Origin of the sequence: Aeromicrobium sp. CTD01-1L150 (assembly GCF_041951745.1) — a bacterium.
In the GTDB taxonomy this organism is placed as follows: domain Bacteria; phylum Actinomycetota; class Actinomycetes; order Propionibacteriales; family Nocardioidaceae; genus Aeromicrobium.
On record NZ_CP169555.1, the window covers coordinates 632,389 to 647,036 of the forward strand.

Here is a 14,648-nt window from a genome sequence, read left to right on the forward strand (position 1 = left end):
GGACGTGAGCGATCTCGCCGGCCGTATCGACAGTCAGTGGGAGACCGCCTTTCGATACGGACCGTACTTCCTGATGGCGGTCAGCGTCGTGGCCGCGGCCTGGACGGCCGAGCTCGTCGACCAGGGCGACCGCTACGGCCTGATCACCGGTCTGTGCATCGCGGCGGTCGTGCTGCACCGCGTCTGCGTCGACCGGCGATGGAACCATCCGCTCGACGACTGGCTCGGGGCGTCCTACCTGGTCCTGCGCATCGTGATCGCGTTCATCCTGACCTGGATCAATCCGTTCTTCGCGCTCTTCGCCGTGGCCACCTACTTCGACGCCGATCTCTACCTGTCCCGGCGCTGGGCCGACGTGGCGCTGATCGTCGCTGCGGTGACCATGGCCGGCTCACAGTCCGGGGGGCTGCCGCTGGACGGCGCCGTGCAGGTGGGGGTGTTCGGTGCGCTGTTCGCCGTCAATGCTGCCCTGGTGCTGATGTTTGGTCGCATCATGCGGCAGGAGGCCGAGCTGGCGAGCGAGCGCACCAGCACGATCGATGAGCTGGAGCGGACCAACGCGCGTCTCGAGCAGGCCTTGGCCGAGAACGCCCGTCTGCAGGCTGAGCTGGTCGCTCGTGCCCGTGAGTCCGGCGTCCACGACGAGCGCGAGCGCCTCGCCCTGGAGATCCACGACACCTTGGCGCAGAGCCTCACCGGCATCGTCACCCAGCTGCGGGCTGCCGACGACGCCGTCGAGCCCGACGATGCCAGAGCGCACCGGGCTCGGGCCGGCGACCTGGCCCGTGACGCGCTCGGGGAGGCGCGCCGCTCGGTGCAGGGGCTGCTGCCGGCGCAGCTGGACGACCGACAGCTGCCCGAGGTGCTCGACCGGCTCGTCGCCGACTGGGCCGGGTCGAGCGGTGTCCGGGGAGACCTCATGGTCACTGGCGAGCCCGAGGCCGTGCACCCGGACGTCGGGGCGACGGTCCTGCGGGTGGCGCAGGAGGCGTTGACGAACGTCGCGAAGCATGCCGCCGCGTCCAGGGTCGGTGTCACGCTGTCGTACATGGATGACGAGCTGGTCCTCGACGTGCGTGACGATGGTGGTGGCTTCGACCCGTCCGGTCCTTCGGCGCCTCAACGGACCGGAGGTGTCGGCCTGCGCGGCATGCGCCAGCGTGCGGCACGCGTCGCGGGGGAGATCGTGGTCGAGTCCGAGCACGGCTTCGGCACCGCGATCTCCCTGCGTGTGCCGTACCTCAGCAAGCAGTCGACTCATGAGTGAGCCCGTCACCGTCGTCATCGTCGACGACCATCCGGTCGTTCGTGACGGGTTGCGCGGAATGTGCCAGGCCGCGCCGGACGTCGAGGTCGTGGGCGAGGCCGGTGACGGCGTCGAGGCCGTGGAGGTCGTCGCCCGTCTCGATCCCGACGTCGTGCTGATGGACCTGCGGATGCCGGGCGGGAGCGGGGTCGAGGCCATCGCGACCCTCACCGGTCGGGGGAGCAGGGCCAGGATCCTGGTCCTGACGACGTACGACACCGACCGAGACATCATGGCCGCACTCGATGCGGGCGCCACCGGCTATCTGCTCAAGGACGCCCCGCGCAGTGATCTGTTCGCGGCCATCCGGGCCGCTGCGGCGGGGGAGTCGGTGCTGTCGCCGGCCGTGGCGACACGCGTCGTGGCGCGGGCCCGTTCGTCCTCGACGGCGCTGAGCTCCCGCGAGGCCGACGTCCTCGCGCTCGTGGCCAAGGGACATTCGAACAGGGAGATCGCGCGGTCGCTGTTCGTCAGCGAGGCGACGGTGAAGACCCATCTGAGCCACCTCTACGACAAGCTCGGGGTGAAGGACCGGGCGGCAGCGGTGGCCATCGGCTACGACCGAGGACTCCTGGGTTCCTGAGTCGAGTGACTAGGCTCGTTGGAGTCCTCGCCGGGCTGCGTCGATGGGCACCTGTCGATCGACCCTCTCCGGTGTGAGTGCCTGCTCCACGACGGCGGTCGCCGCCCCGCGCAGTGCGGCATCGTCACCGAGCCGGGCAGGTTCGATCACGACGTGACGACTCGCGGCGGGGACGGCCCCGCGATAGAGCCCCTCTCGGAGTCCCGCGATGAGGTGATCCCCGCCGTCGGCGAGGTAGCCCCAGACCACGATGATGTCTGGATTGAGCAGGTTGACTGCGCCGGCCACGACCTCGCCGACGGCTCGACCTGCGGACCGTAGGGCACTCGTTGCCGCAAAGTGACCGTTGGCGGCCATGTCGGCGACGTCACGGGCGGATCGCACTGGCAGGTCGTCGTTGTTCAGCTGCTCGGCCAGCGCGGCGCCGCTGGCGACGGCGTTCAGGCACCCGCGGTTCCCGCACGCGCACGGGGCCTCACTGCCGGGCACACGGGTGTGTCCGATCTCGCCGGCGATGCCGCTTCCTCCGGTGACGGTCTTCGCGGCAACCACGATCCCGCACTCGATCACGGTCCCGACCTTCAGCCCCAGCAGTATCTCGGCTGACGGATGAAAGGAGCGGTGCTCGGCGTTGGAGAGCAGGTTCACGCCGCGGTCGACGCAGACGGGGACGTCGTACAGGTCCTCGAGCCAGGACTTCAGGGAGTGGGAGAGCCACGGCCGGGTCGATGATGCCCCGAGTCCTTCCGTCGTCTCCAGCTCGATTCGTCCCGGCAGGCCGACTCCGACGCCGACGACGTCCTCGACCGTACGCTCTGCTGCGTCGAGAAGTCGGCTGAACCCTGCCTGGAGTGCGTCGAACAGTGCCTCAGGGCCTTCCGCGAGAGCAAGGTCGTGTGTGTGCGTGGTGAGGATGTTCCCGGCCATATCTGCCAGGCCGAGACGCACGCCGCTCATCCCGACCTGGGCGGTAAGGGCGAGGCGGGAATCAGTACGGAAGGCAAAGACCGTTGCCGGGCGTCCGCGTCCCGTCGAGAAGCCTGTGCGCGGCACGATCATGCCGATGTCGGTCAGCAGGTCGACGCGGTCGGTGACGGTTGAGCGGGCGACGTTCATGGCTGTGGCGAGCTCGGAGATGGTCGTGGCTGCTCCTGTGCGGATGAGCCTGAGGACCTCGCCCGAACGAGAGGCTCGCGCGAGGGGGTCGCTGCCGGACGCGGCGGGGGGCGTGGTTGCAGTCACGGACGGAGCCGAGGGCTTTTCCATGAGGTCGACTCCCGTCAGCCAGAAAATTGTCGCGCAGGAAGACTATCTGACACCTTGACATCGGTCGACGACATATTTACGTTGATGGTCAACGAAATATGTGAGGAGCGTCACGATGAATCGACGACTGCGTACGGCCATTTGCGGAGCGGCTGTCGGTGCGCTCCTGCTCGCGGCTTGCGGTGACGGAGGTGACAGCTCGGACGGATCGTCCCTGACGATCTGGAATTACTACACCGCCGGCGGCCAGAACGACGCTCTGGAGCAGCAGAACGAGCGCTGGATCGAGGACAATCCCGACGTGGACATCGAGGTGGTCCAGATCCCCCTCGAACAGCTCCCCTCGAAGCTGTTGGCGACGGCTACCACCCAGGACGGGCCCGACATTGTTCTCGACAACGTCGTGGTCGACTTCCCCTCGCTGGCGAGTGCGGGCGTCCTCGCCGACATGACGGAGTACTGGGACGAGTATGAGGACAGCGACCAGTTCGCCGACTCGGCCGTGTGGCGGCAGGACGACAAGGTCTACAACGTCATGTCGTACACCAATCTGCTCGGTCTCTACTACAACGCGGACGCGCTCGATGAGCTCGGCATTGAACCGCCGACGACCATTGATGACTTCCAGGATGCACTTGAGGCAGTCGCGAACGACGGCCGCTACACCCCCTTGTCCATGGCGGGGGCACCAACGGTCGAGGGGGCCTGGATGTTCATGCCTCTGCTGTTGGGAGACGGCCAGGACTACTGCAACCTCGAGCAGTCCTCACTGCAGTCTGCGCTAGAGCGACTGCAGTCCTGGACCGACGAGGACATCGTGCCTCGCGAGGCGGCGAACTGGGATCAGACCGACGCCTGGCAGTCCTTCGCCACCGGGCGGTATGTCTTCGGGATCAACGGCAACTGGAACCTCGGCGATGCGCCCGACGCCTCGTTCGACGTCGGGACGGTCCGCTTCCCGGCGGGCAGCGAGGGGAGCCGGGTCTTCCCCGGCGGCGAGGGACTCGGGATCGGCGCCTTCGCCGACGATCCCGATCTGGCGTGGCGCTACATCGAGGAGGCCTGGCTGTCGGCTGACGCTAGTCTGATCAACTTCGAGGCGTCCGGGCAGATTCCGACCCGTGCCGAGCTCGCTGACGACCCGAAGGTCGTGGACGACGAGCTGGTCCAGCCCTTCGTCGAAGCAGCATCGGAGACCGCAGCGTGGCCGCTCAATGAGAAGACGGCAGACATGCAGACAGCCATCGGCAAGGCGACCAGTGCAGTCATCTCCGGCCAGGAGGAGGCAGCCGGCGCGGCCCAGACTGCCTACGACGACGTCACAGGTGCTCGTGAGGACGGCGGTGGAGGCTGCTCGTGACGTCACCGACCACGACGCCGGGTCCGTCGAGCACGTCTCCGCGTCGCGACCTGCCTCCGGTAAGCCAGGGGGTGCTGCGGCGGCGACGTGTACGGCGTCCTCGACTGGCCCCCTACCTCGTGCCCGCTGTTGCAGTCTGCGTTCTGCTGGGGGTCTACCCGCTCTTTGAGATGGTGCGGATGGCGCTCAGCGACGTCGGACCAGCCACCCTCATCGGGTCGTGGGAATTTGTGGGGCTCGCCAACATCGCCGAGGTTCTCGGATCCGACGCGTTCTGGAGCGCAGCCAAGGCCACGGCGATCTTCACCGCGGTGCTGTTGGTGGTCGACCTGGGCATCGGCTACGTCGCGGCGAGTGTGCTGGCACATCCCAGCCGACTCACGGGCGCGGTCCTGTCCCTCATGGTCTTCGTCTGGGCGCTCCCGCCGCTGGTCAGCGGCAGCGTCTGGAAGTTCCTGCTCGCCGGGGACGGACTGGTGAACGCGACGCTGAACGTGTTCGGTCTGGCCTCGGTCGACTGGTTGAGCAGCCCGAACCTTGCGCTCTGGTCGGTCAGCCTGGTGGCCGCGTGGGCCAGCCTGCCCTTCGCCATCCTCATCATCCGCGGTGGCCTGCTGGCGATCCCGCGTGATGTCCTGGAGGCGGCTGCACTCGACGGGGCCGGCCCGATCCGGCAGGCGGTGCAGATCATCATTCCACTCCTGCGCCCCACACTCGCCGTCTTGATCATCCTGATCTTCCTGTACGCGTTCCGCAGCTTCGACTTCGTCTACGTGATGACCTCCGGAGGCCCGGGGACGGTCACCACTACCCTGCCCTTCCTCGCCTACGAGGAAGCCTTCAGGACCTACTCCTTCGGCATCGGTGCGGCCGTCGCTTCGGTCTCGATGCTCGTGATCGCTCTGCTCGCAGTGCCCTATGCCTGGGGTGTCCGACGTGAGGAGCGCGCATGAACGTCGGCCGGACCCGGCGAGGCTGGAACGCGGCCTTCGCCGTGACGCTCGGGGTGGTCTACATGCTGCCGTTGCTGTGGGTGGTGCTGACGGCGCTGAAGTCGGACGCGACAGTTCAGCAGAGTCCCAACGCCATTGCTTTCGTGCCGTCCCTGGGCACGTTCACCGACATCCTGGATGTGGCGAGCTCCTCGGTCGTCACGTCACTACAGATTGCCAGCGCTGTCACGGGTCTGGTCCTTCTGGTCGCCGTGCCGGCCGCCTACGCACTCGGGCGCAAGGCGGGCCCTCGTTGGGCCCGCATGTCGGCGCTCGCTCTCGCGGGCTTCCTGGTGCTGCAGATGGTTCCCCAGCCCATGGCCGTCATCCCGCTCTACGGGATCCTCGCCGACTGGGGCTTGGTGGGGAGCCTCACGGGTCTGGTCCTTGCTGACGTTGCACTGCTGGCACCGTTTGCCATCCTGCTCATGCGTCCGTTCGTCCTCTCGATACCTGATGAGATCTATGAGGCGGCACAGCTCGACGGGGCATCCAGCATCCGAACGTTCCGCACCGTCGTGCTGCCGCTGTTGCTGAACGGGATCGCGACGGTCGGGGCCATCGTGTTCATCATCGCCTGGGGCGAGTTCATCTACGCGACGACGCTCATGACCGATCCGGCAAACCTCCCGGTCTCCGCGCTGCTGGCGCAGCAGACCTCGCTGTACTCGGTGAGCTGGAACCGGCTCATGGGCCTCGCGCTGCTCACCTCGCTGCCTCTGCTCATCGTGTTCCTCATCGCGAAGCGACGACTCGTCGAAGGACTCTCGGTCGGCGCGGTCAAGTAGCCCGCCGCCGCGCCCGCACATCCGACCCCAGCAGGAGGCAAACCCCATGCACCGACTCACCATCCTCTACGGAGACCCCACCGATCCAGCTGCCTTCGACGACTACTACGTCAGCACCCACCTTCCGATCGCCCGCAGGATGCGCGGCCTGACCGGCTGGAACCTGACGTGGACCAGCGAGCAGACCGGCGATCTCGACGTCCCGATCCACCTCGTGGTCGACCTCTACGCCGAGGACCGGGATGCGATGGACGCCATCCTTGCCTCCCCGGAAGGTCAGGCCGCGGCTGAGGATGTTGCCAACTTCGCCACCGGGGGAGTCACGTTCCTACGCGGCACCGAGGAGCTGGTGGACCTGTGAGCCACGAGACGATCGACGTCGCCGTAGTCGGCCTGGGGTTCGGCCAGGACTTCATCCCGATCTACCGAGAGCACCCCCGCGTGGGGCGCGTCGGCCTCGTCGACACCGCCCCTGAACGACTGCGGGCCGTTGGGGAACGGTTTGGGATCACCGACCGGTTCGACAGCCTCGAAGTGCTCCTGGCGACCGACGAGTGGGACGCCGTGCACCTGTTGTCCCCCGTGAGCCATCACGCACCTCAGACTCTGGCGGTCCTCGAGTCCGGCAGGCACTGCGCGTGCGCAGTGCCGATGGCCACCGAGCTCGACGACCTGCAGGCCATCATCGAGGCCCGGCAACGTCACGGGACGCGCTACATGATGATGGAGACCGCCGTCTACGCCGACGAGTTCCATCTCGTCGAACAGCTGTACCGCGACGGCGAGCTCGGACAGCTCACGAGCTACCGCGGGTTCCACGTCCAGAACCTCGACGGATACCCGCCCTATTGGCGCGGCTTCCCTCCGATGAAGTACGCCACCCACGCGCTGACACCTCTCCTGGCTCTGACCGATTCTGCGGTCGCCCACGTCGCGACACTGGGCAGTGGTCGCCTCACCGCCGATCGGGTCGGCGCGTACGACAACCCCTTCCCAACCCAGGTCGGACTGTTCAGGCTCGCCGACAGTCCCGTCGTCGCGGACGTCACGTTGTCGTTCTTCCAGACCGCGCGCCCGTACGTGGAGGGGTTCGACGTCTTCGGGGACCGGGGTGGCATCGAGTGGCCGCGACATGAGGGCGACGGCATGGCCTACCACCAGCTCCAGCCGCTCGAGGACGACCTGCCCGAGGTGGGCCTTCGTGGTCGCCGGGCGACGACCAGGACGGTGCGGCCGCCGTCTCACGAGGGGACACTGCCGGAGCCGCTGCGTCGTTTCCGCAGCGAGTTCACCGTGGAGTCCGGACAGGGCGAGACCCTCACGGTGAAGGCCGAGCACGGCGGCTCCCATCCGCACCTCGTACACGAGTTCGTCTCCAGCATCGTCGAGGACCGTGAACCCTGGATCGGCGCAGTGCGGGCAGCAACCTGGACGGCGCCAGGGATCTGCGCCCACGAGTCCAGCCTGCGTGACGGCGAGCGCCTGCAGGTCCCGGCCTATCAGTCATCAACCGACCACACCGCACGGTGAGTGCCGAAAGGAATCCCTGATGCTCAGCAAGGACCACGTGGTCGCGAAGCTCCGCCAGGAGGTCGCGGCCGGCAGACCGATCATCGGCACCGGTGCAGGAACTGGAATCTCGGCGAAGTTCGCCGAGCGGGGCGGTGCCGACCTCATCCTCATCTACAACTCCGGACGCTTCCGGATGGCGGGGCACGGCTCCAACGCAGGGCTGCTCGCACTCGGCGACGCCAACGCCATCGTGATGGAGATGGGCGAGCGCGAAGTGCTGCCCGTCGTGCGGGATACGCCGGTGATCGCCGGAGTCAACGGCACCGATCCCACCCGGCTGATGCCACAGTTCCTGGACTCCCTGCATCGCAGCGGGTTCGCTGGCGTCATCAACTTTCCCAGCCACGGCATCATCGATGGGCGCTGGCGGCAGAGCCTGGAGGCGACGGGATTCGGCTACGACCGTGAGGTGGAGATGATCCGGATCGCGGCCGAACAAGGGCTGTTCACGATGGCGTACGTGTTCGATGCCGACGAATCGGAGCGGATGACTCGGGCGGGTGTCGACGTCGTCGTCGCCCACATGGGACTCACGGTGGGTGGGTCGATCGGCGCGAGCCCGGACTTCGCCCGCACGCTGGATGACAGCGTCGAGCTGATCAACGAGATCCAGAAGGCGGCCGAGGCCGTCCGCGAAGACGTCATGGTCGTCAGCCACGGCGGTCCGTTGGCCCGTCCGGAGGATCTCGCCCATGTGCTCGCGCACACCTCGACGGTGGGGTTCGTCGGTGCCTCGAGCATCGAGAGGATCCCGGTCGAGGAGCCCATCCATGACACGGTGGCCGCCTTCAAGAAGCAGCCGCTCGGACCGTCGCGATGACCTCCGGCCGTCCTGTCGTGGCGCTGATCGGTGCCTACGACACCAAGGCCGAGCCCCTCGGCCACCTGTTCACAGAGCTCGTCGGCGAGGGGTGCGCCGTCCATCGGATCGATTTCGGTACCCACAGCCAAAGTGGCGGCACCGAGACGTCCCGCGAGGACCTGTCGGCCCTGGTCAAAGCGACTGAGCTGGGGGAGGACCGCGCCGGGCACCTGGAGATGATCGGGGAGGCGGTCGGCCGCCACCTGCAGCAACTGCATGCCGACGGCGAGCTGGACGCCATCCTGCTCGCCGGGGGGTCCGGTGCCGCCACGGTCTTTGCGGCGGCGGCACCCTCGTTACCCTTCGGCGTGCCGAAGGTGCTTGTCTCGACCGTGGTCGCCGGCGACACCCGCCCGTACCTGCAGGGTCTCGACGCACTCCTCTTCTACCCGGTGGTGGACGTCGAGGGCACCAACACCATCCTGCGGTCCGTGCTGTCCAGGGCGGCGACCGCGACGGCCGCGCTGGCGCACCGCTCGCACCGGCCGGGTGGCACCGAGAGTTCACATGCCGGGAGCATCGCCACCACGATGTTCGGTATCACCACGCAGTGCGTGGCGGCGGCGCGCAGCATACTGGAACAGCGTGACCACGAGGTGATCACCTTCCACGCCAATGGCACAGGTGGCGCGGCCATGGAGCGTCTGGTGCGCGACGGCATGTGCCGGGCGGTGCTCGATGTCACCACCACCGAGCTCGCTGACCATGTCGCCGGCGGTGCGCTCTCGGCCGGGGAGTCCCGGCTGACCGCTGCCGCCGAGATGGGCATTCCGCAGGTCGTCGTCCCCGGAGCCATGGACACGGTGAACTTCGGCCCGCCTGCCTCAGTGCCAGCTGCGCATCGGGACCGGCTACTCCACGCGCACAACCCGCACGTCACGCTCATGCGCACCGACGCCGAGGAGTGCGCCGAGCTGGGCGCTCTGCTGGCGCGACGGTCGGGTGTCTCGCCGGACACCACGACGGTCGTCGTCCCCCGTGGCGGGTTCTCCGAGCTTGATCAACCGGGGAGGGCCTTCTGGGACCCGGAGGCCGACGACGCTCTCGTGGACGCGTTGCGGGGTGGGCTCGAGGACCGGGTCCGGCTGGTGGAGTCCCCTCTGCACATCAACGACCCTGGGTTCGCCGCTTTGCTGGTCGATGAGCTCTCCCGGCTGTGTGGGCAGTCATGACGGCCGTCACCTGGACCCCGTCGCCGGAGCGTGTCGCGGCGAGCCGTCTGACGTCCCTGTGCGCGCGTGCGGAGGTGGCCGACCGCGCCGGACTGGATGCCTGGTCGCGGGAGGATCCCGCGGCGTACTGGGACCTCGTGCAGGAATGGCTGGGCATTCGCTGGCAGCTGCCTCCGGAGAGCGCCGCGGACCAGCTGCACACTCCCCACGCCACACGCTGGTTCCCTGGCGGTGCGGTCAACCTCGCCGACCTGTGCATCAACCGCTGGATCGATCACGGGCACGGTCTGCGGCGCGCGATCTGCTGGAGCGAAGAGGATGGCACCACCGGCGAACTCACCGTCGACGAGCTCGCCGTCGAGGTCGCCACCGTGGCGGACGGCCTTGCAGCCCATGGTGTGGGATTCGGTGACCGGGTGGGTGTCCAACTGCCGATGGGCCGCGACGTCGCCATCGCGCATCTCGCCTTGGCCTGGCTCGGAGCAATCACCGTCCCGGTGTTCTCGGCATTCGGGCCGACGGCCGTCAGCGAACGGCTCGCCGGTTGCCGGGCCACCGCCTTGATCAGCACCGATGGCTTTGTACGGCGCGGAGCTCGCTACGACCTGCGGCCCGTGGTCGACGAGGCGCTCGCGTGTCTTCCCGAGGTCACCTTGCGTGTCACGGTAGGTCCTCTCACACACGCCAGCTCGAGTGCTGGCGAGGTCAACTGGGCCGAGGTGCGGGAGCGAGGCACGCCTGCAGGCACGCCGGTCGCGTCGTGTCCGTCGGATCATCCTCTGATGCTCGCGTACACGTCTGGAACCACTGGTCGTCCCAAGGGCGTCATGCTCAGCCACGCCGGATTTGCCGTGAAGGCCGGTAGCGATGCCGCGCTTCTCTTCGACCTCGGGCCTGGCGAGACAGCAGCATGGGTGACGGACCCAGGCTGGGTGATGCACCCGATCACCCTGTTCGGCGGGCTCGTGGCGGGCGCATCGGTCGCCCTGGTCGGGGGCGCACCGGACTTCCCGGACGCCGGTCGCATCTGGCGGGTCTGCGACGAGCTCGGTGTCAGCATGCTTGGCGTGTCCCCCACGCTGATCCGCAGCATCAAGGCAGCCGCTGGCCCGCCGACAGTGGCCCCACCGTCGCTGCGCGTCCTCGCCTCCAGCGGAGAGCCCTGGACCGAGGACGCGTATGCCTGGCTGCACCACGACGTCGGCGCGGACAAGATCCCGATCATCAACTACTCCGGCGGGACCGAGGTCTCTGGTGCGATCCTCGCCAACACGGTCGCCGAACCGATCCAGCCCTGCACGTTCGCGGGCCCCGTACCTGGGATGGGGGCTGCTGTCGTCGACGAGCAGGGTGAACCGATCGACCACGGCGACGGCGAGCTCGCGCTGTTGAACCCGTCGCCGGGGATGCCGCTCGGCTTCTGGGGTGAGCCGCAACGCTATCGACAGACCTACTGGAGCCACTGGCCCGGTCAGTGGCGTCACGGCGACTGGGTGGGCCGTGCTCGCGACGGAACTTGGCGGATCCATGGCCGAAGCGACGACACGCTGAACATCGCCGGCAAGCGTGTCGGCCCCGGCGAGGTCGAGGACGTCGTCAACTGTGTTCAGGAGGTCGTCGAGTCGGCGGCAATCGGCGTGCCCGATCCAGTCAAGGGGACGGCGCTGGTTGTCTACGCCATCTCGGCTGCGACCGACCCGGACGCGACGGCGCAGCGGATCACCGTGTCTGTTGCAGACGCTCTCGGCCCGGCGCTGCGACCGAGGTCGGTCCATCTCGTCGATGACCTGCCTCGCACCCGGAGCGGCAAGATCGTGCGCCGGTTGCTGTCGGCGGCACACATCGGCGACGGCACGGACCAGGACCTGTCGTCGCTGGCCAACCCGGAGGCCCTCGCAGCGGTGAGGAGTACCCGATGAGCCTCCACTCCCCTGCCATCGTCGGTATCGGCGAGCTGCCACCGCGACGGTCCTCGCCTGGCGTGACGACCCTGGGGATGATCACGCGGGCCGCGCGTGACGCGGCGCAGGACGCCGAGATCGCCCCGTCGGACATCGACGGACTGGTCGTCGGGGTGCAGGTCGGGGAGACGCCGCAGCACGTCGCGGTGACCGTGGCCGAGTTCCTCGGTCTGCAGCCGTCGTTCGCCGAGGTAGTCGACCTCGGAGGAGCGTCGGGAGCCGGCATGATCTGGCGTGCCGACGCCGCGATCCGCGCTGGGATGTGCACCACGGTCCTCTGCGTCCTCGGCAACAGCCGCGACCCCGAGCAGCAGCCGCGGGCCACCAATCGCAACCCGATCCGCGAGTTCGACGTCCCGGTGGGCGCCAGTGGCGCGAACACGTCCTACGCGCTGATCGCGCAACGGTATCTGCATGAGTACGGACGCACCGCCGCCGACCTGGCTCTCGTCCCGGTCGTCGAGCGAGCAAACGCGCAGCTCAACCCCGCCGCCGTCTTTCACGACGAGCCGCTCACAGTGGAGGACGTGCTCGGGTCGCCCGTGGTCAGTGACCCACTCCATCTGCTGGAGATCGTCATGCCCTGCGCAGGAGGGGCCGCGGTCATCGTCACCGACGGTGGACGGTCAAGCCCCGGTCCTCACCGTCCGATCAGGCTGAGAGGGGCCGGTGAGCTCGTCACTCACCGTGCTGTCAGCGCCGCGCCGACCCTGACGTCCTCACCGTTGCGTGCCGCGATGACGCGAGCGATCCGCCAGGCCGGAGTTCAGTCGTCGGACCTGCAGCTGCTGTCGCTCTACGACTGCTACAGCATCCTGGTGCTCATCACGCTCGAGGACCTGGGGGTGTGCGCTCCTGGACAGGCTGCCGACTGGATCCGCGACCACGACGTCAGCCACACGGGTTCGACGGCTCTGAACACCCATGGTGGACAGCTCGCGTGTGGACAGGCTGACCTCGCCGGCGGAATGGGGCACGTCATCGAGGCCGTCCGCCAGCTCCGTGGCGACGCAGGACCACGCCAGATGTCTGACGTCGAGTTGGCCCTGGTCACGGGAAACGGTGCGACGATGGGCGAGGAAGTCGCGCTCGTGTTGGAGGCCGGACCATGACACCGCTCTCGGTTCCGGCACCCCCGCCGAACCCGACGACCGCGCCGTTCTGGGACGCCCTCGCCGAGGGGCGGCTGGTGTTGCAACGATGCCGGCGATGCAATGTCCACCAGCACTACCCGGGTGAGGTCTGCCGCCGCTGCTGGTCCGGCGAGCTCGACTGGGTCGCCAGCAGGGGCCTTGGCGTGATCTGGACGTGGACCATCGTGCAGCGCCCCGGGCATCCGGCGTGGGACCAGCTCGCCCCGTACGGTGTCGTCATCGTCGAGCTCGACGAAGGTCCCCGTCTGGTGACTCTCTGGGACAACGGTCTCGATGAGCTGGCGATCGAGCGACCGGTGGAGATCGGCTCCCGACGCCTGGCCGGACATCATGTGCCCGTCTCCCTGCCGAGGGCGGACTGAACATTCATGGTCGGTTCCGAGATCGGCGCGTCACGGCAGGCAGGAACGCAGCTGGCGCTGATCGCCGCTGTCCAGGTGCTGGCGATGACGTGCTGGTTCGCCGCGACGGCCGCGGCACCGGCGATCAGCGTCGTCTGGGACCTCAGCGGTCTGCAGGCCGCCCTGCTCACCAGTTCGGTGCAGATCGGCTTCGTGACCGGGGCGCTCGGCTCGGCCTTCACGAGCCTGGCGGACCGCGTCCCGGCCCCACGACTCGTCGGGATCGGGGCACTCGTCGCCGCACTCTCCACGGTGGGCGTCGCCGCGCTGGGATCCGGGGGTGTCGGTGGCGGTTTCGCCTCCGCCCTGGTCCTGCGCTTCGCGACCGGGGCCGGGCTCGCCCTGGTCTACCCGCTCGGCATGAAGCTTGCCGTGAGCTGGTTCGCCGGTGCCCGCGGGCTCGCGGTCGCCGTCGTGGTCGGTGCGCTGACGCTGGGAAGCACCCTTCCGCACCTGTTCGCCGGGACCCTGCACGAGACCTGGCGCACGGTCATGGTGGTGGCCGCCGTCGCCGCGGTGCTGGCCTTCGCGCTCCACCCGTTCCTGCGGACCGGTCCCTTGGTCGATCCGGCGTCCCGGATCCGACCAGCCGCGGCGTGGTCGCTCGCATCACGGCGTCGTCCGCGTCTGGCGACCCTCGGCTACCTCGGGCACATGTGGGAGCTCTACGCGCTCTGGGCCTGGTTCCCGGTGTTCTTCGTCGCGAGCTGCGCCGCCTACGGCGTGAGCGTCGACCCGGCCGCGGTCGGCGTCGTGTCGTTCATGACCCTCGGTGTGTGCGGTGCCCTCGGGTGCGTCCTGGCCGGGTGGGCCGCCGACCGGGTGGGCCGGGCACGCGTGGCCGCGGTCGCGATGGTCGTCAGTGGGGCGTGCTGCCTGGCGGCGGCCTTGGCGTTCGGCGGTCCACCGGAGCTCATGATTGTCGTCGCCGCCGTCTGGGGCGCCGCAGTGATCGCGGACTCCGCCCAGTTCTCCGCCTGCCTGGGCTCGGTCGTCCCCCGCGACGAGGTCGGCACCGCGCTGACCGTGCAGACCGCTCTGGGGTTCCTGCTCACCGTGGTGACGATCCAGGCGGTCCCGGTGATCGCCGAGACGGCTGCTTGGCCGGTCGCGGTGGCTGTGCTCGCCGTCGGCCCGTTCCTGGGAGCGGTCGCGATGCTGAGGCTGGATCGCCTGTTCGTGACGAGCAGGCCCACCTGATCGTTCCTGTCCTGTTGCCCACCAGATGAAA

14 protein-coding genes are annotated in these 14,648 nt (G+C 68.5%); 13 read left to right on the top strand and 1 reads right to left on the bottom strand.

Annotated features, from left to right (window positions below):
* The first annotated feature begins 4 nt into the window (after window positions 1-4).
* Window positions 5-1,267 (top strand): sensor histidine kinase, encoded by a 1,263-nt coding sequence (locus ACEVFP_RS03065; protein WP_375001880.1) that lies wholly within the window; start codon window positions 5-7, stop codon window positions 1,265-1,267.
* The gene (locus tag ACEVFP_RS03070) at window positions 1,260-1,889 is read left to right on the top strand and encodes a response regulator (protein WP_375001881.1); all 630 of its coding nucleotides are present in this window, start codon (window positions 1,260-1,262) and stop codon (window positions 1,887-1,889) included. The genes ACEVFP_RS03065 and ACEVFP_RS03070 overlap by 8 nt, the downstream gene beginning before the upstream one ends.
* 9 nt (window positions 1,890-1,898) lie before the next feature.
* Here the strand turns inward: ACEVFP_RS03070 and ACEVFP_RS03075 are convergent, their stop codons facing one another.
* Window positions 1,899-3,131 carry an ROK family protein gene (locus ACEVFP_RS03075; protein ID WP_375001882.1) on the bottom strand — a complete coding sequence of 411 codons (1,233 nt, stop codon included), beginning with the start codon at window positions 3,129-3,131 and terminating at the stop codon, window positions 1,899-1,901.
* Between the two features lie 139 nt (window positions 3,132-3,270).
* Here ACEVFP_RS03075 and ACEVFP_RS03080 point away from each other — a divergent pair, with 139 nt between their 5' ends.
* From ACEVFP_RS03080 to ACEVFP_RS03130, 11 genes are read left to right on the top strand one after another with little or no spacing between them, the layout of a single operon-like run.
* Complete coding sequence (locus ACEVFP_RS03080; RefSeq protein ID WP_375001883.1) at window positions 3,271-4,515, top strand: ABC transporter substrate-binding protein; 1,245 nt, start codon at window positions 3,271-3,273, stop codon at window positions 4,513-4,515.
* On the top strand, window positions 4,512-5,468 hold the full coding sequence (locus ACEVFP_RS03085) for a carbohydrate ABC transporter permease (protein ID WP_375001884.1): 957 nt from the start codon (window positions 4,512-4,514) through the stop codon (window positions 5,466-5,468). The genes ACEVFP_RS03080 and ACEVFP_RS03085 overlap by 4 nt, the downstream gene beginning before the upstream one ends.
* Window positions 5,465-6,295: a carbohydrate ABC transporter permease gene (locus ACEVFP_RS03090; RefSeq protein WP_375001886.1), complete on the top strand. Its 831-nt coding sequence runs from the start codon at window positions 5,465-5,467 to the stop codon at window positions 6,293-6,295. The genes ACEVFP_RS03085 and ACEVFP_RS03090 overlap by 4 nt, the downstream gene beginning before the upstream one ends.
* 46 nt (window positions 6,296-6,341) lie before the next feature.
* Window positions 6,342-6,656: an EthD family reductase gene (locus tag ACEVFP_RS03095; RefSeq protein WP_375001887.1), complete on the top strand. Its 315-nt coding sequence runs from the start codon at window positions 6,342-6,344 to the stop codon at window positions 6,654-6,656.
* On the top strand, window positions 6,653-7,825 hold the full coding sequence (locus tag ACEVFP_RS03100; protein WP_375001889.1) for a Gfo/Idh/MocA family protein: 1,173 nt from the start codon (window positions 6,653-6,655) through the stop codon (window positions 7,823-7,825). Before ACEVFP_RS03095 ends, ACEVFP_RS03100 begins: the two co-directional genes overlap by 4 nt.
* Before the next feature lie 19 nt (window positions 7,826-7,844).
* Window positions 7,845-8,687 (top strand): phosphoenolpyruvate hydrolase family protein, encoded by an 843-nt coding sequence (locus tag ACEVFP_RS03105; protein ID WP_375001890.1) that lies wholly within the window; start codon window positions 7,845-7,847, stop codon window positions 8,685-8,687.
* Window positions 8,684-9,901: a Tm-1-like ATP-binding domain-containing protein gene (locus ACEVFP_RS03110; protein WP_375001892.1), complete on the top strand. Its 1,218-nt coding sequence runs from the start codon at window positions 8,684-8,686 to the stop codon at window positions 9,899-9,901. The genes ACEVFP_RS03105 and ACEVFP_RS03110 overlap by 4 nt, the downstream gene beginning before the upstream one ends.
* The gene (locus ACEVFP_RS03115) at window positions 9,898-11,820 is read left to right on the top strand and encodes an AMP-binding protein (RefSeq protein ID WP_375001893.1); all 1,923 of its coding nucleotides are present in this window, start codon (window positions 9,898-9,900) and stop codon (window positions 11,818-11,820) included. The genes ACEVFP_RS03110 and ACEVFP_RS03115 overlap by 4 nt, the downstream gene beginning before the upstream one ends.
* Window positions 11,817-12,974, top strand: a complete 1,158-nt coding sequence (locus tag ACEVFP_RS03120) for a thiolase family protein (RefSeq protein WP_375001895.1) — start codon at window positions 11,817-11,819, stop codon at window positions 12,972-12,974. The genes ACEVFP_RS03115 and ACEVFP_RS03120 overlap by 4 nt, the downstream gene beginning before the upstream one ends.
* On the top strand, window positions 12,971-13,378 hold the full coding sequence (locus ACEVFP_RS03125) for a Zn-ribbon domain-containing OB-fold protein (RefSeq protein ID WP_375001897.1): 408 nt from the start codon (window positions 12,971-12,973) through the stop codon (window positions 13,376-13,378). The genes ACEVFP_RS03120 and ACEVFP_RS03125 overlap by 4 nt, the downstream gene beginning before the upstream one ends.
* A gap of 6 nt (window positions 13,379-13,384) precedes the next feature.
* The gene (locus ACEVFP_RS03130) at window positions 13,385-14,617 is read left to right on the top strand and encodes an MFS transporter (protein WP_375001898.1); all 1,233 of its coding nucleotides are present in this window, start codon (window positions 13,385-13,387) and stop codon (window positions 14,615-14,617) included.
* Window positions 14,618-14,648 lie beyond the last annotated feature (31 nt).

Excerpts from the sequence above, each read along its gene's own strand:
- ACEVFP_RS03130 (WP_375001898.1), top strand. The coding sequence starts at position 13,385 with ATGGTCGGTTCCGAGATCGGCGCGTCACGGCAGGCAGGAACGCAGCTG.
- ACEVFP_RS03125 (WP_375001897.1), top strand. The coding sequence starts at position 12,971 with ATGACACCGCTCTCGGTTCCGGCACCCCCGCCGAACCCGACGACCGCG.
- ACEVFP_RS03095 (WP_375001887.1), top strand. The coding sequence starts at position 6,342 with ATGCACCGACTCACCATCCTCTACGGAGACCCCACCGATCCAGCTGCC.
- ACEVFP_RS03120 (WP_375001895.1), top strand. The coding sequence starts at position 11,817 with ATGAGCCTCCACTCCCCTGCCATCGTCGGTATCGGCGAGCTGCCACCG.
- ACEVFP_RS03115 (WP_375001893.1), top strand. The coding sequence starts at position 9,898 with ATGACGGCCGTCACCTGGACCCCGTCGCCGGAGCGTGTCGCGGCGAGC.
- ACEVFP_RS03080 (WP_375001883.1), top strand. The coding sequence starts at position 3,271 with ATGAATCGACGACTGCGTACGGCCATTTGCGGAGCGGCTGTCGGTGCG.
- ACEVFP_RS03090 (WP_375001886.1), top strand. The coding sequence starts at position 5,465 with ATGAACGTCGGCCGGACCCGGCGAGGCTGGAACGCGGCCTTCGCCGTG.
- ACEVFP_RS03070 (WP_375001881.1), top strand. The coding sequence starts at position 1,260 with ATGAGTGAGCCCGTCACCGTCGTCATCGTCGACGACCATCCGGTCGTT.
- ACEVFP_RS03110 (WP_375001892.1), top strand. The coding sequence starts at position 8,684 with ATGACCTCCGGCCGTCCTGTCGTGGCGCTGATCGGTGCCTACGACACC.
- ACEVFP_RS03105 (WP_375001890.1), top strand. The coding sequence starts at position 7,845 with ATGCTCAGCAAGGACCACGTGGTCGCGAAGCTCCGCCAGGAGGTCGCG.